Origin of the sequence: Taishania pollutisoli, assembly GCF_014518315.1 — a bacterium.
Classification (GTDB): domain Bacteria; phylum Bacteroidota; class Bacteroidia; order Flavobacteriales_D; family Crocinitomicaceae; genus Taishania; species Taishania pollutisoli.
Window position 1 is genome coordinate 5,001 of sequence record NZ_JACVEL010000008.1, and the last position, 25,782, is coordinate 30,782.

At 41.7% G+C, this 25,782-nt stretch carries 23 protein-coding genes (1 of these 23 cut by a window edge); 11 read left to right on the forward strand and 12 right to left on the reverse strand.

The window, feature by feature from the left end:
- On the forward strand, window positions 1-679 hold the 3' portion of the coding sequence (locus tag H9Y05_RS11555) for an oxidoreductase (RefSeq protein ID WP_216714377.1). 281 nt of this gene lie to the left of the window's left edge; only the last 679 of its 960 coding nucleotides appear in the window; the start codon falls outside the window, past its left edge; the stop codon is at window positions 677-679.
- Between the two features lie 30 nt (window positions 680-709).
- Here H9Y05_RS11555 and H9Y05_RS11560 read toward each other — a convergent pair whose 3' ends face one another.
- Entirely contained in the window at window positions 710-2,842 is a 2,133-nt protein-coding gene (locus H9Y05_RS11560; protein ID WP_163491890.1) for an endonuclease MutS2, read from the reverse strand.
- Window positions 2,843-3,063: 221 nt separating this feature from the next.
- Between H9Y05_RS11560 and H9Y05_RS11565 the strand changes: the two genes are divergently transcribed.
- From H9Y05_RS11565 to H9Y05_RS11580, 4 genes are all read left to right on the forward strand, one after another.
- Entirely contained in the window at window positions 3,064-3,903 is an 840-nt protein-coding gene (locus H9Y05_RS11565; RefSeq protein ID WP_163491891.1) for an outer membrane beta-barrel protein, read from the forward strand.
- 157 nt (window positions 3,904-4,060) lie between these two features.
- A complete protein-coding gene (locus H9Y05_RS11570; protein WP_163491892.1) occupies window positions 4,061-4,630 on the forward strand; it encodes a 30S ribosomal protein S16 in 570 nt (189 codons plus the stop codon).
- A 15-nt stretch (window positions 4,631-4,645) separates the two neighbouring features.
- Window positions 4,646-5,173, forward strand: a complete 528-nt coding sequence (gene rimM / locus H9Y05_RS11575; protein ID WP_163491893.1) for a ribosome maturation factor RimM — start codon at window positions 4,646-4,648, stop codon at window positions 5,171-5,173.
- Window positions 5,174-5,240: 67 nt separating this feature from the next.
- Window positions 5,241-5,885 carry a tRNA1(Val) (adenine(37)-N6)-methyltransferase gene (locus tag H9Y05_RS11580; protein ID WP_163491894.1) on the forward strand — a complete coding sequence of 215 codons (645 nt, stop codon included), beginning with the start codon at window positions 5,241-5,243 and terminating at the stop codon, window positions 5,883-5,885.
- Between the two features lie 75 nt (window positions 5,886-5,960).
- On the opposite strand, the gene H9Y05_RS11585 is transcribed toward H9Y05_RS11580, so the two are convergent.
- Both H9Y05_RS11585 and H9Y05_RS11590 read right to left on the reverse strand, forming a co-directional pair.
- On the reverse strand, window positions 5,961-6,770 hold the full coding sequence (locus H9Y05_RS11585) for a 2,3,4,5-tetrahydropyridine-2,6-dicarboxylate N-succinyltransferase (protein ID WP_216714378.1): 810 nt from the start codon (window positions 6,768-6,770) through the stop codon (window positions 5,961-5,963).
- 277 nt (window positions 6,771-7,047) lie between these two features.
- The gene (locus H9Y05_RS11590; protein ID WP_216714379.1) at window positions 7,048-7,428 is read right to left on the reverse strand and encodes a DUF1573 domain-containing protein; all 381 of its coding nucleotides are present in this window, start codon (window positions 7,426-7,428) and stop codon (window positions 7,048-7,050) included.
- A gap of 125 nt (window positions 7,429-7,553) precedes the next feature.
- Between H9Y05_RS11590 and H9Y05_RS16560 the strand changes: the two genes are divergently transcribed.
- Window positions 7,554-8,828 (forward strand): PKD domain-containing protein, encoded by a 1,275-nt coding sequence (locus tag H9Y05_RS16560; protein WP_216714380.1) that lies wholly within the window; start codon window positions 7,554-7,556, stop codon window positions 8,826-8,828.
- Window positions 8,829-8,884: 56 nt separating this feature from the next.
- Here H9Y05_RS16560 and H9Y05_RS11600 read toward each other — a convergent pair whose 3' ends face one another.
- From H9Y05_RS11600 to purL, 5 genes are all read right to left on the reverse strand, one after another.
- On the reverse strand, window positions 8,885-9,328 hold the full coding sequence (locus tag H9Y05_RS11600) for a DUF1573 domain-containing protein (protein WP_163491898.1): 444 nt from the start codon (window positions 9,326-9,328) through the stop codon (window positions 8,885-8,887).
- 211 nt (window positions 9,329-9,539) lie between these two features.
- Window positions 9,540-9,986: a DUF1573 domain-containing protein gene (locus tag H9Y05_RS11605; RefSeq protein WP_163491899.1), complete on the reverse strand. Its 447-nt coding sequence runs from the start codon at window positions 9,984-9,986 to the stop codon at window positions 9,540-9,542.
- 128 nt (window positions 9,987-10,114) lie between these two features.
- Complete coding sequence (gene murA, locus H9Y05_RS11610) at window positions 10,115-11,422, reverse strand: UDP-N-acetylglucosamine 1-carboxyvinyltransferase (protein WP_216714381.1); 1,308 nt, start codon at window positions 11,420-11,422, stop codon at window positions 10,115-10,117.
- 6 nt (window positions 11,423-11,428) lie between these two features.
- Complete coding sequence (locus tag H9Y05_RS11615; protein ID WP_163491901.1) at window positions 11,429-12,064, reverse strand: DUF4290 domain-containing protein; 636 nt, start codon at window positions 12,062-12,064, stop codon at window positions 11,429-11,431.
- Between the two features lie 153 nt (window positions 12,065-12,217).
- Window positions 12,218-14,452 carry a phosphoribosylformylglycinamidine synthase subunit PurL gene (gene purL, locus H9Y05_RS11620; RefSeq protein ID WP_163491902.1) on the reverse strand — a complete coding sequence of 745 codons (2,235 nt, stop codon included), beginning with the start codon at window positions 14,450-14,452 and terminating at the stop codon, window positions 12,218-12,220.
- Window positions 14,453-14,645: 193 nt separating this feature from the next.
- Here purL and H9Y05_RS11625 point away from each other — a divergent pair, with 193 nt between their 5' ends.
- Entirely contained in the window at window positions 14,646-15,038 is a 393-nt protein-coding gene (locus tag H9Y05_RS11625) for a VOC family protein (protein ID WP_163491903.1), read from the forward strand.
- A gap of 227 nt (window positions 15,039-15,265) precedes the next feature.
- Here the strand turns inward: H9Y05_RS11625 and H9Y05_RS11630 are convergent, their stop codons facing one another.
- Window positions 15,266-15,865 carry an NAD(P)H-dependent oxidoreductase gene (locus tag H9Y05_RS11630; RefSeq protein WP_163491904.1) on the reverse strand — a complete coding sequence of 200 codons (600 nt, stop codon included), beginning with the start codon at window positions 15,863-15,865 and terminating at the stop codon, window positions 15,266-15,268.
- A gap of 94 nt (window positions 15,866-15,959) precedes the next feature.
- Between H9Y05_RS11630 and H9Y05_RS11635 the strand changes: the two genes are divergently transcribed.
- The 4 genes from H9Y05_RS11635 (at window position 15,960) to H9Y05_RS11650 (ending at window position 20,534) form a co-directional block, all read left to right on the forward strand.
- On the forward strand, window positions 15,960-16,310 hold the full coding sequence (locus H9Y05_RS11635; RefSeq protein WP_216714382.1) for a winged helix-turn-helix transcriptional regulator: 351 nt from the start codon (window positions 15,960-15,962) through the stop codon (window positions 16,308-16,310).
- Between the two features lie 120 nt (window positions 16,311-16,430).
- The gene (locus H9Y05_RS11640) at window positions 16,431-17,468 is read left to right on the forward strand and encodes a sensor histidine kinase (protein ID WP_216714383.1); all 1,038 of its coding nucleotides are present in this window, start codon (window positions 16,431-16,433) and stop codon (window positions 17,466-17,468) included.
- Window positions 17,455-18,204: a LytR/AlgR family response regulator transcription factor gene (locus H9Y05_RS11645; RefSeq protein ID WP_205729585.1), complete on the forward strand. Its 750-nt coding sequence runs from the start codon at window positions 17,455-17,457 to the stop codon at window positions 18,202-18,204. Before H9Y05_RS11640 ends, H9Y05_RS11645 begins: the two co-directional genes overlap by 14 nt.
- Window positions 18,205-18,278: 74 nt before the next feature.
- Complete coding sequence (locus H9Y05_RS11650) at window positions 18,279-20,534, forward strand: DUF5060 domain-containing protein (RefSeq protein ID WP_216714384.1); 2,256 nt, start codon at window positions 18,279-18,281, stop codon at window positions 20,532-20,534.
- 35 nt (window positions 20,535-20,569) lie between these two features.
- Here the strand turns inward: H9Y05_RS11650 and H9Y05_RS11655 are convergent, their stop codons facing one another.
- From H9Y05_RS11655 to H9Y05_RS11665, 3 genes are all read right to left on the reverse strand, one after another.
- Window positions 20,570-21,751, reverse strand: coding sequence for a lipase family protein (locus tag H9Y05_RS11655; RefSeq protein ID WP_163491908.1), 1,182 nt, complete (start codon window positions 21,749-21,751; stop codon window positions 20,570-20,572).
- A 173-nt stretch (window positions 21,752-21,924) separates the two neighbouring features.
- A complete protein-coding gene (locus H9Y05_RS11660; protein WP_216714385.1) occupies window positions 21,925-22,617 on the reverse strand; it encodes an adenine nucleotide alpha hydrolase in 693 nt (230 codons plus the stop codon).
- Window positions 22,618-22,721: 104 nt separating this feature from the next.
- A complete protein-coding gene (locus tag H9Y05_RS11665) occupies window positions 22,722-25,781 on the reverse strand; it encodes an efflux RND transporter permease subunit (RefSeq protein WP_216714386.1) in 3,060 nt (1,019 codons plus the stop codon).
- Window position 25,782: the final 1 nt, after the last annotated feature.

A 25,782-nucleotide genomic window follows, 5' to 3' on the forward strand; every position in this document is an offset into this window, starting at 1 on the left:
CATTTACAATTATGCAGAAAACAAACTCAAAACATTTAAAGCAAAAGAACTTCAGGTAATCGCGCTGTTGGATTTTTATGCTTCTGTTGAAGAATGGCCGTTTTCGCAATATGATTATATGATCGGGTTTCAAATAGACAACAGCCAATTAACCGACTTCAAGGAGAATTATTATGATGTTCTTGTATATATAGGTAAAGAGACCCCATTTATTACCGGAGCACTTGAACCGATTACCTGGGATCGGGCCGAAGCAAAAGACAAAACATTGTTGTCGACTGTTCCAACAGATGATTCTTTTTTTACAGACAGGGAAATTACTGATTATACTGTTGGGGATACCTATACATATGAATCCGGAGGATATACCTATTATATTCAAAATTTGTTTGACGGGAATAATGAATTATTCGTACGGCATTTAATTGTGCTCAATTCCGCGACAAAGAAACTGGTCTGCGAACGGCTCTATGATCAATGGGAAGGCAATGGACTTACGTCACTGAATATCCGGGGAGAAGAAAATGAATATGCGGATTACCAATGGACAGGGAAATTATTCAACGGTATGGACCCCGTCATTTTTGGATTTCAGTACTTTTCATTCGGATGTCCGTACATTACCATTCTTAATTCAAACGACGAGGAAGTTTATATTTATTGTGACAACAGGCATTAGGGAAGAGTTTTTTGTAAGAAAGAGGGGCGATTACCTGATCCACATTAGTTTTTCCCGTTCCACTTTCATTCGTAAAAATCCGAATTCGACAGTAATTTGATTTCCAACCACTTCTTCAACCGTTCCGGATTGTTTTGTAGCAATCAATTTTACTGTAGACCCGACAACAATTTTCTGTTGCTGAAATTCATCTTTTTCCGGAGTGGATTTCTTTTTCTTTGCTGGCTTGGCAACCGGGTTTATCGCTGCTTTTAATTTCTCCTTTCGTTTGCTTTCTTCTGTTTTTCCTCTTTCCATCGCAATGAAGGTTCTGACATCATCCAGCAATGGCTTGTTAACATCTTTCTTTTTACTATTCGAATTATAGCGATCAATAAAGCTTTGCATTTTCTTACCCAAAATCAACCACTTGTTGTTCTTATCGGTTAGCTCCTGCTGAGCAAGCAACCTTTTTTCCAGGTGTTTTTTCTTTTCCAGGAAATACGTTCGGGCTTCATCCGCTGCTTCCTGTGCTTCCCGGTGTTCATTATTCAGCCGTTCGAAATAATTTTTTTCTTTCTGCAGTTCATTGAGCAAATGATCCATCTTCACTTTCCGGTCGTCTAAACGCAACTTGGCTTCATTGATGATCCGCTGTGGAATTCCATTGATTTGTGCGACTTCAAACGTGAATGAACTCCCTGGCTGACCAAGGTTGAACCTGTACAAAGGCTCTAAGGTTTCGGTGTCAAACAACATACACCCGTTTACTGCATGAGGTAATTGATCCGCCTTTAATTTTATATTGGCGTAATGTGTTGTGATAACTGAAAAGCACTCCGTTTTGTACAACTCCTCAAAAAACACCTCTGCCAATGCCCCTCCCAAATCCGGATCAGAACCTGTTCCGAATTCGTCCAGCAACAACAGCGTTCTTCGATTAGTCACTTTCAAAAAATGCTTCATGCGCTTAAGTCGGTACGAGTAAGTACTCAATTCATTCTCAATCGACTGATTATCTCCTATATCTGACAACACCTGTTGAAAAAAGCAGATTTTACTATTCGGATGCACCGGAATCAACAATCCAGATTGCAGCATTACCTGCAACAATCCGACGGTCTTCAAGGTAATACTTTTTCCTCCGGCATTTGGTCCTGAAATAACTAACATGCGGGATTTCTGATGCAATTGAATTCGTTGTGGAAATGTCGGTTTGCCTAACAACTTGTTGCTTTTCCACAAAATAGGGTGATAGGCATCAATCAATTCAACGTTCATCTGGCGAACAATTCCCGGAAGATGCCCGTCCAACTCAAGTGCCAGCCTTGTTTTAGCGTTAATAAAATCCAGTTCTGTCAGCACCGACTGGTAAGCCGTAATTAACGGAAGAAAAACAGCTATTTCAGCCGTCAGTAATTTTAATATCCGGTAAATTTCCTTTCGCTCTTCATCAATCTGTAATTCCAGTTCATTGTTCAATTCAACGTTGATCTGAGGTTCAATATATACAAGACTTCCCGTTTTGCTCGACCCGACGACATTCCCGGAAACCATGCGCTTATGTGAAGCCAATACGGTCAATACTCTTCTGTCATTGTAAAACGTTTCACGCGTATCGCCCAACACATTTTCCCGGATCAGCTTCTTCATTTCCCGGTCGAAATTACGATTGATCTGATTGCGAAGCACTTTAATTTCATTTCGAATCTCCGACAACAAGGAGGATGCATTGTCTTTTACCTTCCATGTCTTATCAAATACGTGATCGATTTTCTCAATGACTTCTTTTGTATATTCAATGTCTGAAAACAGGCTGTATAATAGCGGATAATCTTTTTCGCGTTTGTCAAAAAAGTACACTAACTGGTTACACAAATCAGAGGCCTTACTCAATCGGTAAAAACCTTCCTGTGACAGTACCGAGTTTTTAATTGGCAACAATTTCAACTCTTCCGTCAACTCCTCAAAATCAAGCTGAGGAAAGGTCTCTCCTGCTTTTCGAACCGCCAGCAATTCATTCGATTTCAGTAGTTCCTGCTCTACCAGTTGAAAATCATTACTCGGTTCCAGTTGCTGGATTCGCCCGATGGCAGTAGGTCCAATCGCATACTTTTCCAACCATGATTTTATGGCCGGGAACTCCAAATCTATTAATGTTTGTGCATCAAATGGTGAAAACATGGTTACAAAGTTAGTCAGGAAATTTCAAAACTGATTTTTATCCGGAAGATATTTACAAATTGATTGTTCCCGGTTATCCGTCCTGATTCAGAAAGGAACTTAATCAATTCACAATCAAACCAATTCAAAAAGAATCATTCCCTGAATCGATTTAATTTTCAGCGAATGTTAAATTGTAACAAAAATATCCGTATGTTTATGTTATATCTAAAACAAAAATTATGAGAAAAATTGTATTATTAGCGGCTGTTCTTTTTACCGGGTTCGGAGTGAAAGCACAGGGATTTTATGGAGAATTCAACGTTGGATACGGGTTTGGGATTCCATCCAGCAACCTGGGAACAGAAAGCTATACGGATCTTTCAGGAAACGGCTCGTATCAGAAACCTATCTATGGAACATTGGGAAGCGGACTGAACCTTACATTGACTCCGGGATATATGATTAACAAGCACCTGGGAGTTGAATTGGGAATCAACTACTTTCTGGGTTCAAAAACGGTGATCTCAGAAAGTTCTTCTTCTGTCAATGCTACAGATAAAACTACGGCTCACTCCAATCAGTTGCGCTTGTTGCCTTCATTGGTGGTAAGCACCGGGGGAGACAAGTTGTATGCATATGCGAAGGCAGGATTAGCCATTCCTGTTTTCGGAGATACAAAAGGATTACGTGAAATATCTGTTCCTTCTCCAATGGGACCAATTCCAACAGAAGTAGAGACAACAACAAAAGGAAATGTTTCATTGGGATTCAGAGGTTCTGTCGGTATTGGCTACAATATCTCCGAGCTGATTGGGTTACAACTGGAGGTCTTTCATACCAGCCTGACGATCAAACCGAAGTCGAGAGCGATTGATTCATATACAGTTGCCGGACAGGATATTTCAGGTATGCTTACTGTGTATGACAAAGAAACGAAATACATTGATGAGTTAAATTCAACATCCAACAACAGTTCTACCAATCCGAATTATTCAGCGGGTGTTGCAAAGGAAGAACTTGCAACAAAATCAAATTTCAGTCAATTCGGAGTATCTTTAGGAGTGAAGTTCAACTTCTGATACAGCCCGTATTATCCGAACATGTTATTGTACCTGCCAGTTCGCTGGCAGGTTTTTTTATTGTTTTTTCTCGTGTATCAATAAAAACACTATCTTTGTACCCAATTAATTTAATTATTAACCGGGGTTTCGTACTCCAAATAATAAACAAAACAGTATGGCAACTCGCATCAGATTGCAAAGACACGGAAAGAAAGGATATGCTTTCTTCCACATTGTAGCTGCAGACAGCAGAGCAAAAAGAGATGGTAAATTCATCGAAAAACTGGGGACTTACAACCCAAACACAAATCCGGCAACAATCGACATCAACTTTGATCGTACTCTTCACTGGGTACAAGTTGGAGCTGAATTGACGGATACAGCACGTGCGATCCTTTCTTACAAAGGAGTTCTTTACAAAAATCACCTGATTAAGGGGATTGCAAAAGGAGCTTTGACAGAAGCACAGGTTGAAGAGAAATTCAACGTGTGGTTGGCTGAGAAAGATGCAAAAATTACAGGTAAAAGTGAAGGTCTTGCAAAAGCAAAAGCTGATCAAAAAGCTGCTGCATTGAAAGCTGAAACTGCTGTAAACGAAGCAAAAGCGAAAGCAATTGAAGCAAAAAACACTCCGGAGCCGGAAGTAGCTGAAGAAGTTGTTGCTGAAGAAGCTGCAGAAGAAGTAGCAACTGAAGAAACAACTGAAGGAGCTGAGGCTGCTGAAGAAGAAACTTCTGCTGAGTAATTTAAACGTCTTTAAATGAACAAGGCAGACTGCTTTCATTTAGGATATGTGGCGAAACTTCACGGATTTAAAGGTGAAGTTTCGCTGTTTTTGGACGTTACCAATCCGGAAGATTATGCTTCTCTGGATGCTCTTTTTATAGAAATAAACGGCCAATTGACTCCTTTCTTTATTGAGTCATTCAAATTAAAAAACAAAGGTTTTGCAGCCGCAAAGTTCGAAGGTATTGAGACCGAAAACGACGCGCGCCTATTGCTGCGAAAACATATATACCTCCCGGCTTCTATTTTACCTGAATTGGATGGCGTCCATTTCTACGATCACGAAATTATCGGATTCAATGTGGAAGACGTGGAACACGGAAATATCGGAAAAGTCATCCAGGTTATCGACCTCTCGGCAAATCCATTGATCCAGATTGATAAAGACGGAACAGAATTACTACTCCCTCTGCAAGAAGGAGTCATCCGGGAAGTTGACCGTAAACATCAACTCCTGAAAGTTGCTGCACCGCCGGGGTTAGTGGAGTTGTACCTGGGATAGTCTTGTTTCCGTGAGCATTTTTGAATTCAAATACTTTTCAGTTCGACAGTCTAACAGTCCGCTAAAAGTGGGGACAGATGCAATGTTACTCGGAGCTTCTATCGCCGAACATTTCTATTTATCTATCCTGGATATCGGAACAGGTACAGGAGTATTGGCTTTAATGGCGAAGCAAAAAAATCCAGCCGCAACAGTTGAAGCAATTGACATTGATGAAGCTGCGCTGACCGACTGCCAGTTCAACTTCGAAAACTCACCCTGGAGATCCGATCTGACATGCCGGAATCAAGATATTTTTGGTATTCAGACAGACCGGCAATTCGATTGCATTGTCTGCAATCCGCCTTATTATGAAAACGGATTATTATCTGAATCCGAATCCGTCAACAGAACAAAACACACGGCTTCGTTTTCCCTGGAAAATTTGTTTATCAAAGTAAAAACATTGCTGCCTGAAAACGGACATTTCCGGGTTATTCTCCCCTATTCCACTACTGAAAAGTGGGTTACTTTCGGAGCGTCCATCGGATTATTTTTGGTAGAACGGATAATTATTTTCGGTAAACCGGAACTTCCGAAACGGAGTATCCTGGTGTTTGGACTAACAGAACAACAAGTGATTGAGCATAGTATTATTGTTCGAAATACCGATAATTCATATACGGAAATCTACAAAGAATTAACACGTGAATTTCACAATAAGACCATTTAAGGTTTCGTCAATCTGCTACCCTGCAGAGAAGAAAATTTCCTATCTCTGCAAGGTAACAGTTCTTTGAAATGTGAATTATACCGCTACGTTGTGTTCTCTCAACGCGTCGTTCAAGGATGTTTTCAGATCAGTCGATGCTTTTCTTTTTCCGATGATCAATGCGCACGGAATCTGAAATTCTCCTGCCGGAAATGTTTTTGTATAGGATCCCGGAATCACGACACTTCTTTCCGGAACATATCCTTTGATCTCTACAGGTTCGCTGCCTGTAACGTCAATGATTTTTGTTGATTTGGTCAATACGACATTTGCTCCCAAAACGGCTTCCTTTCCTAAACGCACGCCTTCTACAACAATGCAACGGGAACCGATAAATGCGTTGTCTTCAATAATAACAGGAGCTGCTTGCAATGGTTCCAAAACACCTCCGATTCCGACACCTCCGCTCAAATGAACATTTTTCCCGATTTGCGCGCATGAACCAACGGTTGCCCATGTATCCACCATTGTACCAGAATCTACGTACGCTCCGATATTTACATAAGACGGCATCATAATAACACCGGGAGCAACAAATGATCCGTAACGTGCCACTGCGTGGGGTACCACACGTACCCCCAATTCTGCATAATTGCGTTTCAATGCCATTTTATCGTGAAATTCAAACGGACCAACTTCAATGGTTTCCATCTGACGAATCGGGAAATACATTACCACTGCTTTTTTCACCCATTCATTCACCTGCCATTCTCCGTTTTCCAATGGCTCTGCAACACGCAACAATCCTTTATCGATATCTTCAATTACCTGGTTGATTGCTTCAATTGTTTCTTTTTCTTTTAACAATTCACGGTTTTCCCATGCTGCTTCAATGTGTGATCTCATGTATTCTGATGATTAATTTAAATGCGGTATAAATTTAGCGATTAAAGCCGGGAATGCAACTAAATATAGAGATTACTCCGGTTAAACGCATTTAATTTTTAATTAAAATATAAGATATATAGGGTTCTATTGTTCCCACAAAGACGCAAGGGCGCAAAGAAGTAATAAAACAATAACACCTTTGCGAATTAGCGACTTGGCGAGCTATTTTTATGCAAACCATTGCTGAAATACGAGTGATAGACACTAAAAAAATTGAAGGTGTTTGTCCTAAAAATTACTCTCCTTCCGGAATAACAAATACCTTGAAGCGAAGTTTTTCTTCTTTCTTTTTGGTGTTTGTCTGCAATAAAACAGATCTGTCCTGAAGATAGATCTTTCCTTTAGTATCAAATGTTACCTTCAGTTTGTATGACTGTCCCGGCATGATCGGCTTTGTTGGCAGTTCCGCTTTTGTACAGGGGCAAGCCACTTTATAGTCGCTGATAATTAATGGTGCATCACCTGTATTTGTTATTGTAAATGTATGTGATAACTGTTCTCCTTCACGGGTATCCGGGAATTTGTACAGAGCGTTATCTGCTTCGAATTTTGGTACCTGAGCCATCGAAACCACTGTCAGAAAGCTCATGATTAAACTCAACAAATATTTTTTCATCGTTCGTAATTATAGGATTACTAATCTTCTGTTTTTTTACCCTCACAAACTTTATTCCAAACAAGCAACCTTGGTGCCCTTTCTTCGTTTTGAGATTAATTGAATCAAACGTAAATTTAAAAAATATGTCTGTTATTATCTCTTTTTTCAAAAAATACCTATTAAGCACTCTGCTGTTTTTATTCTGTCAGCAACTAAGTATTGCACAACAAAAAAAGAACGTTTTGTTTATCGGCAACAGCTATACGGCCTACAATAACCTCCCGCAGTTAACAGCCAATGTTGCCTTATCGGCAGGAGACACGCTGACCTTTGACAGCAACACACCTGGTGGACAAACATTCCAGGGGCATTCTACCAACAGTCAAACCCTCGCAAAGATTCAGGCCGGAGGTTGGGATTTTGTTGTCTTACAGGAACAAAGTCAATTGCCGTCCTTCCCGATTCAGCAGGTACAAAATCAGGTATTCCCGTTCGCACGTAAACTGGACAGCCTTATTCATGCGGCAACTCCATGTGCTCAAACACTTTTTTATATGACCTGGGGAAGAAAAAACGGAGATGCCAATAACTGCCAGTTTCTCCCGGATTTGTGCACATACGAAGGAATGGATAATTTACTTCGGGAGCGATACATGATGATGACCAACGATAACAACGCACAGGTTTCTCCCGTTGGAGCTATTTGGCGCTACCTTCGTGAACACCATCCGGGGATTGAGCTCTACCAATCCGATGAAAGTCATCCGACGCTGGAAGGATCTTATGTTGCTGCCTGTGCATTTTACACGGCTATATTCCGAAAAAATCCGGAGCTCATCACCTTCAATGCGGGAATATCATCAACGGTTGCCAATCAGATCAAGCAGGCAGCCAAACTGGTTGTATATGATTCTCTGGCTCATTGGAAAATAGGCATTTATGACCCTGTCGCTGCTTTTTCCTATACTGCACAAACCAATCAACTGGCATTTGAAAATACTTCACAGCATGCGACTGATTATTTATGGGATTTTGGGGACGGTTCTACATCGACAGAACAAAATCCAACACACATATACACCGCTGTCGGCAGTTATACTGTTACACTCATCGCACGGCATTGCGGGCAAACGGATACGCTTGAACACGTAATTCCCGTTCAATCTCTTGCCGTTCCGTCAACAGATAATACAACCATTTTGGTCTATCCGAACCCGGTGAATGATCAACTACATATCCGGTCTTCAGGGACGGCAGAAGTTCAACTACTGGATCTGACAGGGAGAACTGTTCTCACCGGAGTGGTGGTCACTGACGGTAAATCTACGTTGCTATTACACCAGGTTCCGAACGGACATTACACGTTGAAAATCCGGATCGGGGAGCACGATTATTTCAAACAGGTGATCAAGCAATAGGCACAAAAAATCCCGTCTCATTTGACACGGGATTTTTTTCTTAACGATTGATGCTATTAGTTGACTGAAGCACCTACTGTTTTAACAGGTACTGTCGTTTCCGGTTTATTTCCTACGTTTCCTTTAATGCGCAAGATCTTAGACGGATCGTTGGCGGCATTGGAAGTAATTGTAACGCTTTTGTTGATTACTCCAGAACGCTTTGTATCATAATGAACGGTAATTTTCCCTGTTTCCCCCGGGTTAATCGGCTCTTTCGGCCAGCTTGGAACGGTACAATTGCAAGAGCCTTTCGCATTGGAGATGATCAGTGGTGCATTTCCTGTATTTTTAAAATCAAAGGTATATGTTCCGTTTGCTCCGTACTTCAATTCTCCATAATCATGTACATCTTTTTTAAACTCAATTTTCGGTCCGTTCACCACCTCCTGGGCATTTGTGTGATGGACTGAAAAAACACCTGCTACTGCCATTACGAATGCTACTATTCCTTTTTTCATGATCTTGTTATTTATTGTTTACACTCAAAAATAGTAACTCCAGGGGCTGAAAATTTTCATTTAACAACCGGTTAACGGACTTATAACACTTTTAACAAAACGTCAGAAGGATCACTGATGACAAGGAATCATATGAACTCAATTATTGGAAAATAAAAAAATCCTACTCATTAAATAAGCAGGATTTCTATCTGTTAATTTCTATTTTCTATTAGTTCGCAGGAGCTCCTGAAGTATTTACAGGAGTTGCAGATTCTGGTTTCGCACCAACATTTCCTTTAATACGTAACACTTTATTTGGCTCATTTACCGCATTGGAAGTGATCGTTACACTCTTGTTGATCGCTCCAGGGCGTTTTGTATCATACTTTACGGTAATAACACCAGTTTTTCCCGGGTTAATCGGCTCTTTTGTCCACTCAGGAACTGTACATCCGCAAGATCCTTTTGCGTTAGAGATAATCAAAGGAGCGTTTCCTGTATTTTTGAATTCAAATGTACACGTACCGTCCGCAGCATACTTGATATCACCGTAATCGTGTGTATCTTTTTTAAATTCGATTTTAGGTCCGTCAGCACCAACTTCTTGTGCTACAACTGTATTTACAGCGAATGCCGCCATAAATGTCATTACCATTGAGAATAATACTTTTTTCATTGCTTTTCGTTTTTAGTTTACATTACCAAATATAGAACCATTTTTTTAATTGCAACTTTTCTTAACAGTGTTTTAACAGAGTAATTGTAAGCAATTAAGTGTTATCACATAATTTTTCACATACAGGATTATCCGATTCTACGAATATCCGCGCCGATGTTATTCAATCGGTATTCAATATTCTGATATCCTCTGTCAATTTGTTCAATATTATGGATCACACTCTTTCCTTCTGCTGAAAGTGCTGCAATCAGTAGCGATACTCCGGCACGAATATCCGGCGAAGTCATCGAGATGCCACGCAATGCATGTTTACGGTCCAAACCGATTACTGTTGCTCTGTGCGGATCACATAAAATAATCTGTGCACCCATGTCGATCAGTTTATCGACGAAGAACAAGCGTGATTCAAACATTTTCTGGTGAATCAGACACGAGCCTTTTGCCTGTGTCGCAACGACCAAAATGATGGATAATAAATCCGGTGTAAATCCCGGCCACGGCGCATCTGCAATGGTCAGAATCGAACCGTCGATAAATGTATCTATTTCATATGATTCCTGAGCGGGAATGTAAATATCGTCTCCTCTGCGCTCCAGTTTGATCCCCAGTCGACGGAACACATTGGGAATAATTCCCAGGTTCTCCCAGCTGACATCTTTAATGGTAATTTCCGATTTGGTCATTGCCGCAAGACCGATGAAACTTCCGATTTCGATCATATCCGGTAAAATCCGGTGGAAACATCCTCCCAGTGTTTTCACGCCTTTGATGTGCAGCATATTCGATCCGATCCCGGTGATGTTTGCTCCCATTGAGTTTAACATCTTACACAACTGCTGCAAATAAGGTTCACAGGCCGCATTGTAAATGGTCGTTGTTCCTTCTGCCATTACCGCAGCCATCACAACATTTGCCGTACCTGTTACAGAAGCTTCATCCAGGTGAATGTACGCTCCCTTTAATTTCTTTGCTTCTACCGAATAAAAATGCTCTCCGGCATCGTAATTGAATTTCGCACCCAATGCGGTAAATCCTTCAAAGTGCGTATCCAAACGTCGACGTCCGATCTTATCCCCTCCCGGTTTCGGAATGAACCCCTGACCAAAACGCGCCAGTAACGGCCCAACAATCATAATAGACCCACGCAATGACGCTGCCCGCTTCTTGAAATCTTCTGATTTGAGGTAATCCAGGTCAATATCTTTTGCCTGAAAGATGAACGTTCCCGTCTCTACTTTTTCTACTTTCACGCCCATTGCCTGCAACAAATTGATCAATTTGTTGACATCAATGATATCCGGAATATTGGAAATTGTTACTTTTTCAGCAGTCAGAAGTGGCGCACAAAGTACTTGCAACGCTTCATTCTTTGCACCCTGAGGGATTAATTCTCCTTTCAAAGGTTTACCTCCGTAGATTTCAAAAGAAGCCATACTGTTTTATTTTTTAAATTTCTTTTTCTGATTCATTTTCTTTTTCCCGTTGTTGTTATTGCGCTTATTGGAATTGGTGCTTCCCATCTGACGCAATAGTGAATTGGTACTCACCAATTCATCCGGGTTGTCCAACGCTAACTCTCCTTTCGAGAGTTCTTTCAACTGGTTGGCGATAACATGGTTTTCCACAGCTCCGTTGTTGTGTGCCAGGTACTGGTACTTCATAAAGTTAGCCATGGTGCCTTTCAGGTATTCTTTTTCTTCCGGGTTGTCGACTTCCTTTGCTGTTTCCAGTATTTTCTGTGTATACTGTCCGTAGTGCCCGTAACGAATCTTACTTTTCGGGTATTCCATCAATTTCGGACGTTCGTTCAGCACTTCCTGTGTCGGAATTTCATACGGAGAATCTACATCCAGCCGGAAATTGGACATCACAAATAAATGTGTCCACAATTTATGGCGGTAATCATCTACATCACGCAAATGAGGGTTTAATTGCCCCATCACTTCAATGATTGCCTGAGCGGCACGGTTACGCTCATCTCTATTTTCGATTTCCATTGCATGTGCAATCATATTTTGCACATTTCTACCGTATTCAGGCAACAATAATGGTCCTCTGGTTGTGTTGTATTCCATATTTAGCTATTTAGAATCGCTTCGCTTTGAGCATTTAGATAAAAAGATAATTCATCCTTTTCATCTAAAACGACTATTTATCCAGTGCGAATTGAATCTTTATTTTTACATATTGAAGCCTATCTTTTTTCTTTGCGATCTATTGCCGGCTTCTTACTTTAATCGTTTTTCCAACGCGTTGTCGAACAATTCTTTTGCTTCGTGGATGAATCCGAAATGCTCTCCGTCAACAACCAGCTTACCTTTGGTCACATGCCCCAACAAAGTAGAAGCCACGTCGATTGTTGCCAGGTATTCAATGAATTCATCTTCCGCATCTTCGCTTACGGTAACCACAACACGTCCTTGTCCTTCCCCGAACAGGAATGCATCCAGTCGCACTTCCCCGTCCGCTTCCACATCAAATCCTAATCCTCTCGGCATGGACATTTCCACAAGAGAGGTATACAATCCGCCATCGGAAACATCATGTGCGGCATTGATCAGGTCTTTTTGAATCAGGTCTTTGACAACTTCCTGCGTTGCAAATTCTTTTTCCAAATCGAAATACGGAGCCGGTGATGCTTTGATTCCGTGATAAGAATATAAATATTCAGATGACGCGATGTCATTTGTACATTCTCCCAATAAGAAAATCAAATCTCCTTTTTGTTTGAAGTCCAGTGTCATGATTTTGTTTTTGTCTTCTACGACTCCGATCATACCAATTGTCGGTGTCGGGAAAACCGGAACTTCCACTCCGTTTGTAACCGTTTGATTGTAGAAGGAAACGTTTCCTCCCGTAACCGGCGTCTGGAATTTAATACATGCTGCAGACATTCCTTTGATCGCACCTACAAATTGCCAGTAGGATTCCGGGTTGTACGGATTACCAAAATTCAGACAATTGGTAATTGCACTTGGCACACCTCCCGCACAAACAATGTTTCTCGCCGCTTCGGAAACAGCAATCATTGTTCCGATCTCCGGATCTGCATTTACATATCGGGAATTACAATCCACCGTCATTGCCAACGCTTTTTCCGTTCCTTTGATATTCACCACACCTGCATCTGCCGGTCTGTTTGTTGTCATATTCTTCGTTCCAACCATTGAGTCGTATTGCTCATACACCCAACGCTTGGAAGCAATATTCGGATGTTGCAACAAGAAATCCGCAACTGCTTTCAGGTCTTCCGGTTCCTGTACGTTATCAATGGAGAATTTTTTAAACTCCTGATAATATGCAGGCTCTTTGTATTCCCGTTGGTATTGCGGGGCACCACCACCCAGGACCAATGATTCAGCAGGGACATCTCCCACCAATTCACCGTTCATGTAGTAGCGGATGCGTTGTGTGTCCGTTACCACGCCGATTTCTTCCGCGTGCAAGTCCCATTTGTCAAAAATATCTTTTACGATTTGCTCTTTTCCTTTTTGTACAACCACCAGCATTCGCTCTTGTGATTCAGAAAGCAGAATCTCATACGGAAGCATGTTTTCCTGACGTGTAGGAACTTTATCCAACTGGATTTCCATTCCGACACCTCCTCCTGCACTCATTTCACAGGTAGAACATGTAATCCCCGCAGCACCCATGTCCTGCATTCCGACAATCGCATCTGTTTCCGCCAGTTCCATTGTTGCTTCCAACAATAATTTTTCCATGAACGGGTCACCGACTTGTACGGAAGGTAAATCCTGAGCGGACTCTTCGGTAATGTCCTTCGAAGCAAATGCCGCTCCTGCGATTCCGTCTTTTCCTGTAGCAGATCCAACAATGAATACCGGGTTCCCTGGTCCTTTTGCTTTTGCTGAAATAATCTTTTTCGCATCTACGATTCCTGCAGAGAATGCGTTCACCAACGGGTTTGTATTGTATGAATCATCGAAGAATACTTCTCCTCCTACAATCGGAATACCGAATGCATTTCCGTAATCACCGATTCCTTTTACTACGCCGTTTACCAACCACTTCGTACGATCTCTGTCGATGTTACCAAAACGAAGAGAATTTAACTGAGCAATCGGACGGGCTCCCATTGTAAAGATATCCCGGTTGATTCCTCCTACTCCTGTTGCTGCTCCCTGGTATGGTTCCAATGCAGACGGGTGATTGTGTGACTCAATTTTGAAAGCACAGCCCAATCCGTCACCGATGTCTACCAATCCTGCATTTTCCTCACCTGCCTTTACCAGCATATGCGGTCCGTCTTTTGGCAATTGTTTCAACCAGTAAATTGAGTTTTTGTACGAACAGTGTTCTGACCACATCACAGAATAAACTGCTGTCTCTGTAAAATTCGGCGTGCGCCCAAGAATTTCCTTGATCATTTCAAATTCATCTGCACGCAATCCCAGTTCTACTGCCTGCTCTACCGTCGCTAATTGTTGTGTTGTACTTTCCATAAATTTTTATCGCGACACAAAAATAAGGAAATTATCAAGAACTGAGAATGAAAGCCGTTTTACTTTTGAACAAATCAGGGTTGATGTCCGGAATTTTGTAAAAACACAAAAACAATTTCTGTAAAACCATTACTTTCACACACTGTAACCGGCAAAATTGCCTGTATAGTTACCTGTAAAATACGAAAACAGCATGATCAAACTTGCATATACAATCCTGTATGTACAGGATGTCGAAAAATCGATCCGTTTCTATGAAACCGCATTTGGATTTACCCGAAAATTCGTTACTCCGGAAAATGATTACGGGGAAGTCGCTACTGGTCAAACAACACTTGCATTTGCAGCAATAACATTGGCAACATCCAACCTGAAAGACGGTTTTATTGAGAGCAACAGAAGCAATAAACCGTTTGGAATAGAAATCGGGTTTGCAACAGATGATGTAGCATCAACAGTCAACACGGCACAAGCAGCAGGTGCCCTAATCGTCGAAGCTCCGAAAACCAAACCATGGGGACAAATTGTTGCTTATTTAAGAGATCCTGACGGCTTCCTGATTGAAGTATGTACGCCAATGAATTAAGCTAATTCAATTTTTATTGAAAAATAATATATTTATCATTACCCAGATTTTCAAACGGGAATGGAACTGCAATCTGAAAACGATTTAACAATTTAAACGATATTGGACCACAAAGAAAATAGAGTTGTGTGTATTTATTGTCTTCTGTTTTCTTTGTGGTTTAAAAAATAGAATACAAGCTTCAAAGTCGGTTAACACCAATTCTTTGAGGCTGTTTTTTTTTATTTTCAGATGGATTGGATCGTCTGTTCTGTTGCCAATCGTGTTTTAGCTTTCAATGACGGCTGATTTGCATCCTCCTGATCTCTGTATCCCAATGCGACAGCTACCAGCGGCTGATAATTATCCAGCTGTAAAATTTCTCTGTACTTATCCGCCTGGATACCTTCCATTGGTGTTGAATCAATTCCTAAACTTGCTGCAGCCGATAAAAACATTCCAAGAGACAGGTACACCTGGTGTTGCAACCACGCCTTGATTTCTGCTTCCGGCTTTGGCTTGATAAACGTCATATAATACTGAACCGCCCCTTCCGGCAAGTGCGCTTTGATTTGCTCTTCAAACACAGCAATGGAATCAATCGCACTAAAAACAACCAGGTGACTCGCGTCATTAATCTTCGGCTCGTTGAAATACGAAACACTCCCCAGCGAACGTTTTACCGCTTCGTCAGAAACGATTGTAAACTTCCACGGCTGGCTGTTAATTGACGAAGGACTCAGTCTCAAAATTTCTTTTAACTGCTCTATTTTATCTGCGGTAATACGTTCATTCGGATTGTATTTTTTGGTTGTATAACGGCTTTGCGCCAATTCTAAAAAATTCATGATGTTACTGTTTTTTATTGAACTATAAAAATTATAGTTGCAAAACTAAGTATAGTATTTTATCTTTGCAATAACGGTCAAAAAAGATAGTAGCATGTATTCCATCGACAACAAACAATTTCCATGCAGTACCAGCCTAACAATGAAATACATAGGCGGTAAATGGAAAGCAGTAATTCTGATTCACCTGATCAAAAAAAAACGGTACAGTGAATTGAGAAAAGAATTACCGATGGTCACCGAGCGGACATTGAGTCTCCAACTGAAAGAACTGGAATCGGATGGATTGATTACCCGGACTGTTCACACAAACAAACCTCCGTTAAAAGTAGATTATGCGCTATCAGAATTCGGTCAAACACTAATTCCCCTTTTAAAAGGAATTGCTGAATGGGGCAAAGAAGCAGCTGCGAAAAGTGACCAGGTAACAATTGTACCATGCTAAATAAATTCCGGGAATACTTTTACAAGGATCGCTTTCCTGAAATCCATCCGATTACCTGATCTTTTTCGCCATTTATCCAGTTTCTTTCCGGAAGTTTAAAATCCTTCCTACATTTGTTTTATGCAGACAAGTAAAAAAATGTACTGGGGAGCACAATTACTGGGATGGACAGGTTATTCCTGTTTGATTTACCTTTCAGCATACATTGACCGCCCGAAAGAAATTACGTACAAACTGCTCATACAATTGCTCTTCATGACATTTTTCAGTATTTCCTACACGCATTTGATGCGTTGGTTCATGCTGCGAATGGATTGGTTAAACAAGCGACTGGTTGCCCTGATGCCCCGGTTGATTTTAATTTCACTGTCCTGTTCCGTGTTGATTGAGTACAGTCTTACTTTTATTGAACGGTTTTTACTCAACGAAACAGATGCCTATTCCAACTTCGGAAGAGTAATCATCAATATCCTGGCACTGACAATGCTTATTATCTGTTGGAATGGAATTTACTTCACCTATCACTTTTTTCAGAAGTCCCGGCAACAGGAACTGGACAACCTTTCACTTGAAGCTTCCAAAAATGAAATTGAGTTAAAAAACCTGCGTTCACAACTGAATCCACACTTCCTGTTCAACTCGCTCAACTCCATCCGGGCATTAATCGACATGGAGCCACAACATGCGAAATCAGCCGTGACAACACTTTCCTATCTTCTCCGGAAATCACTTATTTCGGGAAAAGAAAATCTCATTCCATTGTTCGAAGAAATGGAAATTGTACACAACTATCTGGATCTGGAAAAAATCAGGTTTGAAGAGCGGCTAACCGTAAACTGGGACATTGACAAGCAGCTGGATTCGTTTCCCATTCCACCGTTTTCCATCCAAATGCTGGCTGAAAATGCAATCAAGCACGGTATCTCCAACCGGATCGAAGGTGGTTTTATCAAAATAACGAGTTATAAAAAAGAGAACACCGTTATTATTACGGTTGAAAATACCGGGAAACTGGGGAATTCTCCCGATATGGGTATCGGTATTTCCAATACCCGGAGAAGATTGGCCATTCAATACAAAGGGAAAGCAGATTTTTCACTTTCAGAACATAAAGATACTGTAATCGCAACTTTAAAATTTGAGTATGAGAACCATTAGAACCATCATTATTGACGACGAGCGACTGGCGCGGGAAGAATTAAAGTCCCTTCTGAAGAATTACGCTGAAATTGAAATTATTTCAGAAGCAAAAAACGGTGAAGAGGGAGTACAACTGATCAACGAATTAAATCCCGACCTGATCTTTCTGGATGTCAATATGCCCGGGTTATCAGGATTTGATCTGCTCAAGCAACTGGATGAAATTCCGCTGGTCGTATTTGTAACCGCTTATGATGAATACGCCATCAAAGCATTTGAAGTAGATGCCCTGGATTACATGCTAAAACCGGTGGACCCGGAACGATTAAACGACGCATTAAAAAAGATTACCGCACGGTTTGTAGAAGACAATATCCCTGTGGAAACCGCATTTACGGATGTTCAGCCTAAAAAAGTATTGTCAGCTACAGATTCCGTCTTCATCCGGGACGGTGAAAAATGTTGGTTTGTGGAACTTTCCAGTATTCGCATGCTGGAATCGGAAGGAAACTACGTGAAAGTTCATTTTGATCAGTTTCGCCCGTTAATTCTCCGATCACTTGGCAGCTTTGAAGAACGATTGGACCCGGATTACTTCTTTCGCGCCAACCGTAAATTTATCATTAATCTGAAATGGATTGAAAAAATTGAAAACTGGTTCAACGGCGGATTAATTGTCGAACTAAAAACCGGTGAAAAAGTAGAGATATCGAGAAGGCAGGCAATTCGGTTCAGGGAATTGTGGAGTTTATAATAAATTTGTATCTTTCATTGCATTAGGAAAAGAGTCTGTAATTCTGTAAACTGGCTTTCATTTTTGAAAAAACGATGAAGTACTTTATTCATTTTCTGTATACATTCTCCGTCTGGATTGCTTTCGGACAAATCCACCCGTTTCCGGTACACGTCCGTCATGAAAATTATCCCTTACTGGGAAAGACACCGGATGGAATGGAACTGGTGCTGGTTAACTACTCTACAACAACCACCATTTTAAAATACAAAAAACTGGAATTGGGGGTAAAACTTCCGCACGAAGTACTTCAACGCATCAATCACTTTTTATTCTCCGAAGGACGCGATGCAGATGAGTTGAATCCTTTTGTGGAATGGGACGTTGATGTGGAGACGTATTTCTACCATCCTGCAACAGGTATTCTAAAAACAATTGACGGGTATTATCACCGGGAGTACATTGAAAACCCACATACAGATGACTGGGACGATATCGGTACCGGCTACCCGTTCAGAGTTCGCTTCGCTCCGCCCGAAAACGGTCAGTGGATGGCCAAAACAGCAATTAAAATTAAAGGTGAAACTGCCTACGAAATCCCCTGGTTTGTCTTTCATGTAACAGAAAGCGGAAACCCGGGATATGTTTCCGTTCATCCCAATAAAAAAAACCTGGTTCGCGGCGGAGAAATCATCTTCCCTGTGGGACATAATTTTGCAGGACCGGATGAACACGGGTTGGAATGGGGATTGAAAACAGAGTACCTGGGAAACAACCTGCTCAGTCCGCAAACGACATTTAAAGCCACCAATACAAAAGAATGGGATTTCTACCTGCAAAAAGTAACGGATTACCTGGAACGGGGAGGGAAATACATCCGGACGATTCAGTCTCCGTGGGCCACTTTGATTGAATTTGAGAAAAAAGGAAATTATTACGACCGGCTTCACTATGCCTGGGAACAAGACAAGTTATTGGATGTATGTGAAGCACACGATGCATTTATTATGTTCAACATGCTCATACATACCCCACTCTGTGTGTATGATATTTATCGAATGTCGCTTTGGGACTGGGAAAAGTGGGAAATCTGGGAAAATGACACCGTCTATTATTCCGAAACACCCTATCCACTTTATTGCTACAACGATCGTCCAAAGGAAATCGGAGGAAAGCAACCGTATGAGACCTTCCTGGAAGAAGAGGATTTAAAATACCACGAACAACGAACCAGGTACTACATTTCAAGGTATGGTTATTCAACAGCTATCTATGAATTTGAACTGCTGAGCGAACCGTTTAATGTAAACACGAATCCGTTGGCAGGATTAAAACCATACGAAGACAATACGAACCCGCTTCAGGAAAAAGTATTTGCGGCCATTGAGAATTATCAGCGGCGTATCAGTTCATACATCAAAGAAAAAATGAATCATACCCATCACCTGATCGGAGTTGATTATACAATGTATGTATGGCGTCCCGATAAAAAGGATGTGCGCATGGATCAAAGCTTGCTTCTGGAAAACGTAGATTTGATCGGCATCAACTTTTATTCCCGGGAATTCAACAAATATGTTATCCGTAAATCAGAGGAAAACAACTTGTTTGAACCCGGCGAGAACTCACGTGCAAAATCTGTTTTTGATTTCAATGACTGGTCAGGAAAACCTGTGTTATTATCTGAATTCGGTGACGGAGATGGTGCACACGAGTGCTCACAATTTACAGGTAGTTATACCGATGCAATGGTTGCCGGATTTACCGGTGTCGCCGGTTATCACCTGTGGGAAGGGCGGGTTGTCCGGGATAGTTTTCTATGGTCAGCGACAATCAATGCCCAACAACACATGAATAGTCCGGAGGTAATCCGTACGCTGGAAAACGGTAACGGAGAGTGGATTCAAGGAAGGCAACAGGCACGGATTACACGCAGCAAAAAAGGCAAAGCAGCACTGGAATTACAGTACTACCTCTCCCACGACCGCAGCACCTCCGTCGGATATGTTCGCAATCGCTCGTACAACGTGTATACCAAACGTATTGACGACAGTTATGGCTGTTTACTTAACCTGAACGATGATCCTACCGTTTCGAGACTAACGGATATTTCATGGGACATGCCTTCTGTAAAAAACCGCCTGAAAGTTGAAGAACTAAAAAAGAATACGAACTACCAGATTGAATGGTATTCATTTAAGGAAGGGAAATTACTGCTGAGCGAATGTGTCCGTACAACCGGGTCATCATTGGTGCTTCATTATCCCGTTCTGGTTGTTACCGACCCGAATCGAGAGCAACCGGTCATCTGGTTTACCATCAAAGAAAATGACTGTTCTGCTTCCCGTTAGCTTGTACTCTGAAGGTTAACAGATCCCGAAATCAATTACTTTTTCTCTTTTTTCGGCAGGACAAAATATTTTTGCTTCAATCCGCTATAATCATCCGGAAAATAGTCTTTCAGAATAGCCGTATAATAATTGTACGCTTTGTGTTGATCCGTAAAGCTTTGTTTTTTGTACAAACTTTTATTTTCAAACACACCATTTGCATCCCGTTTGTAGACCTTCATCAGCGAATCGTTTTTCAGAATAGTCGAATCCTTCAATTCCAACGGGTACTCTGTTGCAGAAATCTTGATCAGGTTACCGGTATGCACGTAGTTGATATCTTCATGAAATGCCGGCATTTTGATTTCTCCTAATTCTTTCAGTAACTGAGCCTCGATGTTTTTTGACATGTTCTTTGCCAGTTCGTTTACCCTGTCTTTGAAAAAGTACAATGCTCCCTCCATTGCAGCGCCAGACATTGAAAACTCATTGCTATTCATCAAAAATTCCGTCAGGTTAGCCTGCCAGAATGTACTATCGTTGTAGCTGACCGGTAGTTTCGTTACAAAATCAGTCGGGTTGTGGACCAGGAAACTCATTCCCGGATCGCAATATTTCTTTGTGTATTCTTTTGCAAAGGAAGCATTCCCCACCATCGGATTGGCAAATGCATAGACTTTGAATGTGTTTTTTTTGCTAAGTTCTTTCTCCGGTAAGTAATCCAGGTAAGCACGTACAACCTGTGCCAGTGCGCCTCCCTGAGAATGCCCGGTAATGTAGATATCGTAGATTCCCTTTTTATTGAGTTCATTGAGTTGCTTCAGCAGGTCATCCTTAAAAAAGTAAACGGCCAGCGTATAGCCAGCATGCACCCGGCTGGATTCTTTCTCAGCTACCTGGTAAGGAAACTCCTTTCCGTTGACAACAATTTTATCTTTGACCGGAATCATCGATGCATATAGGTTTTCCAACCAGCTGGACTGTCTGGAAGTAGAACCTCTGAAATTGATGACAGCCGTATTCCCGTTCGTATATACCTGGAATTTATTATCCATCCCATACGCGGGTGATGTATACGTTTTTTTGTAGCCGGACGGTAAAATATCGGTGTCATTTCCGTACAAATCCAGATAGCCGAAGCTGTTACAAATCCGGATCAGGTCGCGGGCTTCAGCTGCATCGAAACCGCTTTTGAGTTGTGCATTACTTCCAAAAGCAATTAAACAACTACTAATCAAAAGGTATTGTTTCAAGTTTAACATAACGTTGTGATGGTTAAAAATTCCGTTTACTTTAACAAAAATAACACCACAAACGATAGTAAACTCGTTTTCAACATTTTTTAACTTCCATCTTTTAGGATAAACCTTCCTTCAAGAGACGGTCCTCCCTCTTAATCCAGCATCAACGATTAGAGAACCATCACCGCCTGCCAATAGTCAATCGTTCTTTTTTCACCAGTATCCAACTGCAAATCGTAAGACAATTTCACGACATCCCGGATTGTATGTGCAACAGGTGTTTTGAACAAAGCTCCTGCGTATGAAAATGTATGGTATTCCCCATTTTCACCGCAAAGATCGACGTCTTCCGGAAAGGATTCAATCAAAGCAGGTGACAAGTCTTTGCCAATATAGGTTTCATCTAATTTGTCCGCCTGCGTGACAACAATCGTTGACCTGATTCCTGTTGCAAAGAACGCTTTCATCACTTCTTCTGAAGTTTTTCCCCACAAAGGTTCCACGACTTCAATTCCGTACGGATGTAGTTTACTTTCCCGGTATGCTTTAATGTCTTCCAGGAAAATATCACCAAACACAAAGTGTGTCACTCCCTGCTCTTTGTACTTCATGACAATTGCCTCCATCCGGTCCGATCGTCCATCGGTATCCAAATAAACCGGCTGCAACGGAATTCCAATGCTTTCAGCCTGCCTGGTCAACAATTCGAGGGGAATACCGTGCATTAACGATTTAGATGTCGCCGCGTATACGGTCGTCAGTAATGCAACAACTTCAAATGCATCGTCATTCAGAACCATGCTTAAGGCCAGTGCAGAATCCTTTCCCCCACTCCAGTTAAAAACCGCCTTTTTCTTCACCATTTTATTGTATCTGTAACAAAACTAAGAAAGACGGGTAGAAAAACAAAAGCACCCCGCAGTTATTCTCCACGAAGTGCTTTTGATGCATTAATCAGTCAAGTTTATTATTCGTTTGTATCTTCAATCTTCGGTGGGATCAATTTGTACACCACCGGTGTTACGATTCGTGAAAGCAAGGTAGAACTGATCAATCCTCCGATCATAACAATAGCCAACGGCGAGATCATCGGGTTGCTCGACCATGCAATCGGCAATAATCCTCCGATCGCTGTCAACGTTGTCAGGATAATCGGTAAAAAGCGTAATTCACCTGCCTTTTCAATCGCTTCATTTAACTCCATTCCTTCCCGTCGTAACTGATTGGTAAAGTCAACCAGCAAGATGGTATTTTTCACTTCGATTCCCGCCAGTGCCACCAGTCCGATCGTTGCAACAAAGGAAAGTGTATTCCCCGTCAGCCACAATGCCACAACGGCACCGACAATTCCCAGCGGAATCACCGACAAAACAATCAACGTACTCTTGAATGTTTTAAATTCAAGTATCAACACCGCAATAAACAGAAACATTGTAATCACGATAATGGTACCAAATCCACCAAATGATTCCTGGCGGCTTTCCACTTCACCTCCCATTTCGTAATGGTATCCGGAAGGCATTTTCATTTGTTCCATTTGCCCGATGACATCATCAATTACTTTATCATTGGTAAATCCTTTCTGTACAAATGAATTGACATACACCACCCGTGTTCTGTTGATGTGATTAATCGTCGACGGAGAGGCTTCCATTTCGATTGTAGCAAGTTGGCTCAGCGGAACCGCAGTTCCCTGCACGTTGTTCACAAAAATTTCATCGAAGACGGACAAATCCGGATAACTGTTCCGGGGCATACTTACCCTTATTTTATAATCGTTATCATCTGTTGAAGGATCTGAATAAGTCGCTACATCCAATCCTGCCAATGCCATTCGTACCGTCCGATCAATGGAGACAGTGGGAACGCCCAATGCCAGTGCTTTTTCTCTGTTTACATTTACTTTGAAATCCGACTTATTATTCGCCACCGGGTTGTTTACATATACGGTTCCTTTTGTATTCAGCAACATTGTTTCCACATGTGCTGCAAGATTCCGCAACGTATCCAGGTTATCACCGAACAGCCGTACTTCAACCGGAGAAAGAATCGGAACTCCCTGTTCGAAGTTCTTCACTTCGACTTTTGCCCCCAGAAACGAAAACCATTTCTTACGCAAGGTATCGATCAGCTGCAGTTTCTCTTTGGCGTTGACATGATCGTGCAATTGCACAAAAATTTCCGCGTAATCCTCCCGTTCACTCGCCTGATCCAGGTTGTAATAAATCCGTGGATTTCCTTTTCCGACATTGCTTGCATAGAACTTCACCTGCTCGTACTTATTCAAATCGTTTTCAATGAGACGTGCAAGACTATCCGAGTGAAAAATATTGGATTGCGGCGGCGGCGAAATGGTTATCATGAACTGCGGTTTTTCAGACTCTGGGAACAAACTGAATCCCAGTACAGGAATCATTGCCAGTGCTCCGATGAAGATTCCCAGTGCAATAAAGACTGTTACAACCGGGCGTTTCAACGCTTTATCCAACCACACAGCGTATGTTGCATGAATGATTCGCTGAAACGTTCTCAAGACAATGTTTCCTTCCGGGTGCGCATGCGGTTTCAACAAGATACTGGAAAGAAACGGAACAACCAGCAAGGCGACAAACATGGATGCCACAACAGAGCCAATCACAGCAGACGGCATACTCCGGATAAAATCACCGGACATTTCGGGCATGAACATCAGGGGCATGAATGCAATGATCAATGTTGCCGTACACCCCACAACCGCCAATGCGATTTGTTTTGTTCCCATGATTGCCGCATCTCTTCGCGAATAGCCTTCCCGCATCCAGCGTTCAATGTTTTCCACAACAACGATACTATCGTCTACAACCAGACCAAGCGCGACAACAAATCCAACAATACTTAGCTGGTTAAGAGAAAAGCCGAATACATTCAGAATAACGATACCAATGGCTAACGACAGCGGTATGGCAATCATCACCACCATGGATGCGCGCGTTCCCAGGGGCAATAAGGTTATCAACACCAACCCGATTGCGATAATAAAATCTACTCCCAACCCACTCAGGCGTTTGTTGACATTTTCCGCCTGGTCAAAATTGACGACCAGATCCACATTATCCGGCAGTGTTTCTTTGAATTCACTCAGTACTTTCTGATAGCCTTTCTGTGTTTCACTGATGTTCATTCCCCCTTTCTGAGCAGCAGTTATGAATAAACACCTGTATCCGTTCAAACGGGTAATGTGGTTATCCGGAGCAAAGTCCGGATAGACATCAGCAACCTCCTTTAGCGCTACATTTTTTCCCTGGTAGCTGGAAACAATTGTGTTTTGAATCTGTTCGATGCTCTGGTAATTCCCACTGGTTTTTACGCTGAATGATTTTTGTCCCGCATGGATACTCCCACCAGGAATGTTTGATGCTTCGCTCCCGATCGCATCCATTACTTGTGTAAGGGGAATGCTCATTTGGGACAACCGGTCGGGATGTACATCTACGCGGATGAGTTGTTCCGGCAAACCGTGAATGGTTACTTTCTTCAATGCTTTGACCTTCTCCAGTTCTGCTTTCAGATCATCCGAGATTTTTTTCATGGTAGCACGGGACGCATTTTCGGATATCAATGCCGCCTGAATCACATTTACTCCCGTCGGGTCAATTTCCAATACCTGTGCACTGTAGATTCCTTCCGGCAGGTCCTCTTGTTGCGCAGCACTCAGTTCGCGGATGAGTTCCTGAAATTTCGTATCGTATTCCGAGCCATGTTCATATTCAACAAATAAAAATGCCAATCCGTTTGTAATCTTTGTTTTGATTCGCTTGATCCGGTCCAGTCCATAAAACCGGGCTTCCAACGGTTTGACGATTAATTGTTCCATGTCTTTCGGACTGGTTCCGGGATATACAACAACAACAGGAAAGCTTGGCGCTTTCATATCCGGATCTTCTGCACGTGGCATACTTGTCAAAGTACTTACCCCCACAAGAATGATCATCACTACGATAATTAATGTGAACTGGTAATTTTTAATGGGATATTTAATAATACTCATG

What these genes read in the sequence shown, in the direction of transcription:
- H9Y05_RS11560 (WP_163491890.1), bottom strand. Translation starts at nt 2,842, where the DNA reads ATGTTTTCACCATTTGATGCACAAACATTAATAGATTTGGAGTTCCCG.
- H9Y05_RS11565 (WP_163491891.1), top strand. Translation starts at nt 3,064, where the DNA reads ATGAGAAAAATTGTATTATTAGCGGCTGTTCTTTTTACCGGGTTCGGA.
- H9Y05_RS11570 (WP_163491892.1), top strand. Translation starts at nt 4,061, where the DNA reads ATGGCAACTCGCATCAGATTGCAAAGACACGGAAAGAAAGGATATGCT.
- rimM (WP_163491893.1), top strand. Translation starts at nt 4,646, where the DNA reads ATGAACAAGGCAGACTGCTTTCATTTAGGATATGTGGCGAAACTTCAC.
- H9Y05_RS11585 (WP_216714378.1), bottom strand. Translation starts at nt 6,770, where the DNA reads ATGAGATCACACATTGAAGCAGCATGGGAAAACCGTGAATTGTTAAAA.
- H9Y05_RS11590 (WP_216714379.1), bottom strand. Translation starts at nt 7,428, where the DNA reads ATGAAAAAATATTTGTTGAGTTTAATCATGAGCTTTCTGACAGTGGTT.
- H9Y05_RS16560 (WP_216714380.1), top strand. Translation starts at nt 7,554, where the DNA reads ATGTCTGTTATTATCTCTTTTTTCAAAAAATACCTATTAAGCACTCTG.
- H9Y05_RS11600 (WP_163491898.1), bottom strand. Translation starts at nt 9,328, where the DNA reads ATGAAAAAAGGAATAGTAGCATTCGTAATGGCAGTAGCAGGTGTTTTT.
- H9Y05_RS11605 (WP_163491899.1), bottom strand. Translation starts at nt 9,986, where the DNA reads ATGAAAAAAGTATTATTCTCAATGGTAATGACATTTATGGCGGCATTC.
- murA (WP_216714381.1), bottom strand. Translation starts at nt 11,422, where the DNA reads ATGGCTTCTTTTGAAATCTACGGAGGTAAACCTTTGAAAGGAGAATTA.
- H9Y05_RS11615 (WP_163491901.1), bottom strand. Translation starts at nt 12,064, where the DNA reads ATGGAATACAACACAACCAGAGGACCATTATTGTTGCCTGAATACGGT.
- purL (WP_163491902.1), bottom strand. Translation starts at nt 14,452, where the DNA reads ATGGAAAGTACAACACAACAATTAGCGACGGTAGAGCAGGCAGTAGAA.
- H9Y05_RS11625 (WP_163491903.1), top strand. Translation starts at nt 14,646, where the DNA reads ATGATCAAACTTGCATATACAATCCTGTATGTACAGGATGTCGAAAAA.
- H9Y05_RS11630 (WP_163491904.1), bottom strand. Translation starts at nt 15,865, where the DNA reads ATGAATTTTTTAGAATTGGCGCAAAGCCGTTATACAACCAAAAAATAC.
- H9Y05_RS11635 (WP_216714382.1), top strand. Translation starts at nt 15,960, where the DNA reads ATGTATTCCATCGACAACAAACAATTTCCATGCAGTACCAGCCTAACA.
- H9Y05_RS11640 (WP_216714383.1), top strand. Translation starts at nt 16,431, where the DNA reads ATGCAGACAAGTAAAAAAATGTACTGGGGAGCACAATTACTGGGATGG.
- H9Y05_RS11645 (WP_205729585.1), top strand. Translation starts at nt 17,455, where the DNA reads ATGAGAACCATTAGAACCATCATTATTGACGACGAGCGACTGGCGCGG.
- H9Y05_RS11650 (WP_216714384.1), top strand. Translation starts at nt 18,279, where the DNA reads ATGAAGTACTTTATTCATTTTCTGTATACATTCTCCGTCTGGATTGCT.
- H9Y05_RS11660 (WP_216714385.1), bottom strand. Translation starts at nt 22,617, where the DNA reads ATGGTGAAGAAAAAGGCGGTTTTTAACTGGAGTGGGGGAAAGGATTCT.
- H9Y05_RS11665 (WP_216714386.1), bottom strand. Translation starts at nt 25,781, where the DNA reads ATGAGTATTATTAAATATCCCATTAAAAATTACCAGTTCACATTAATT.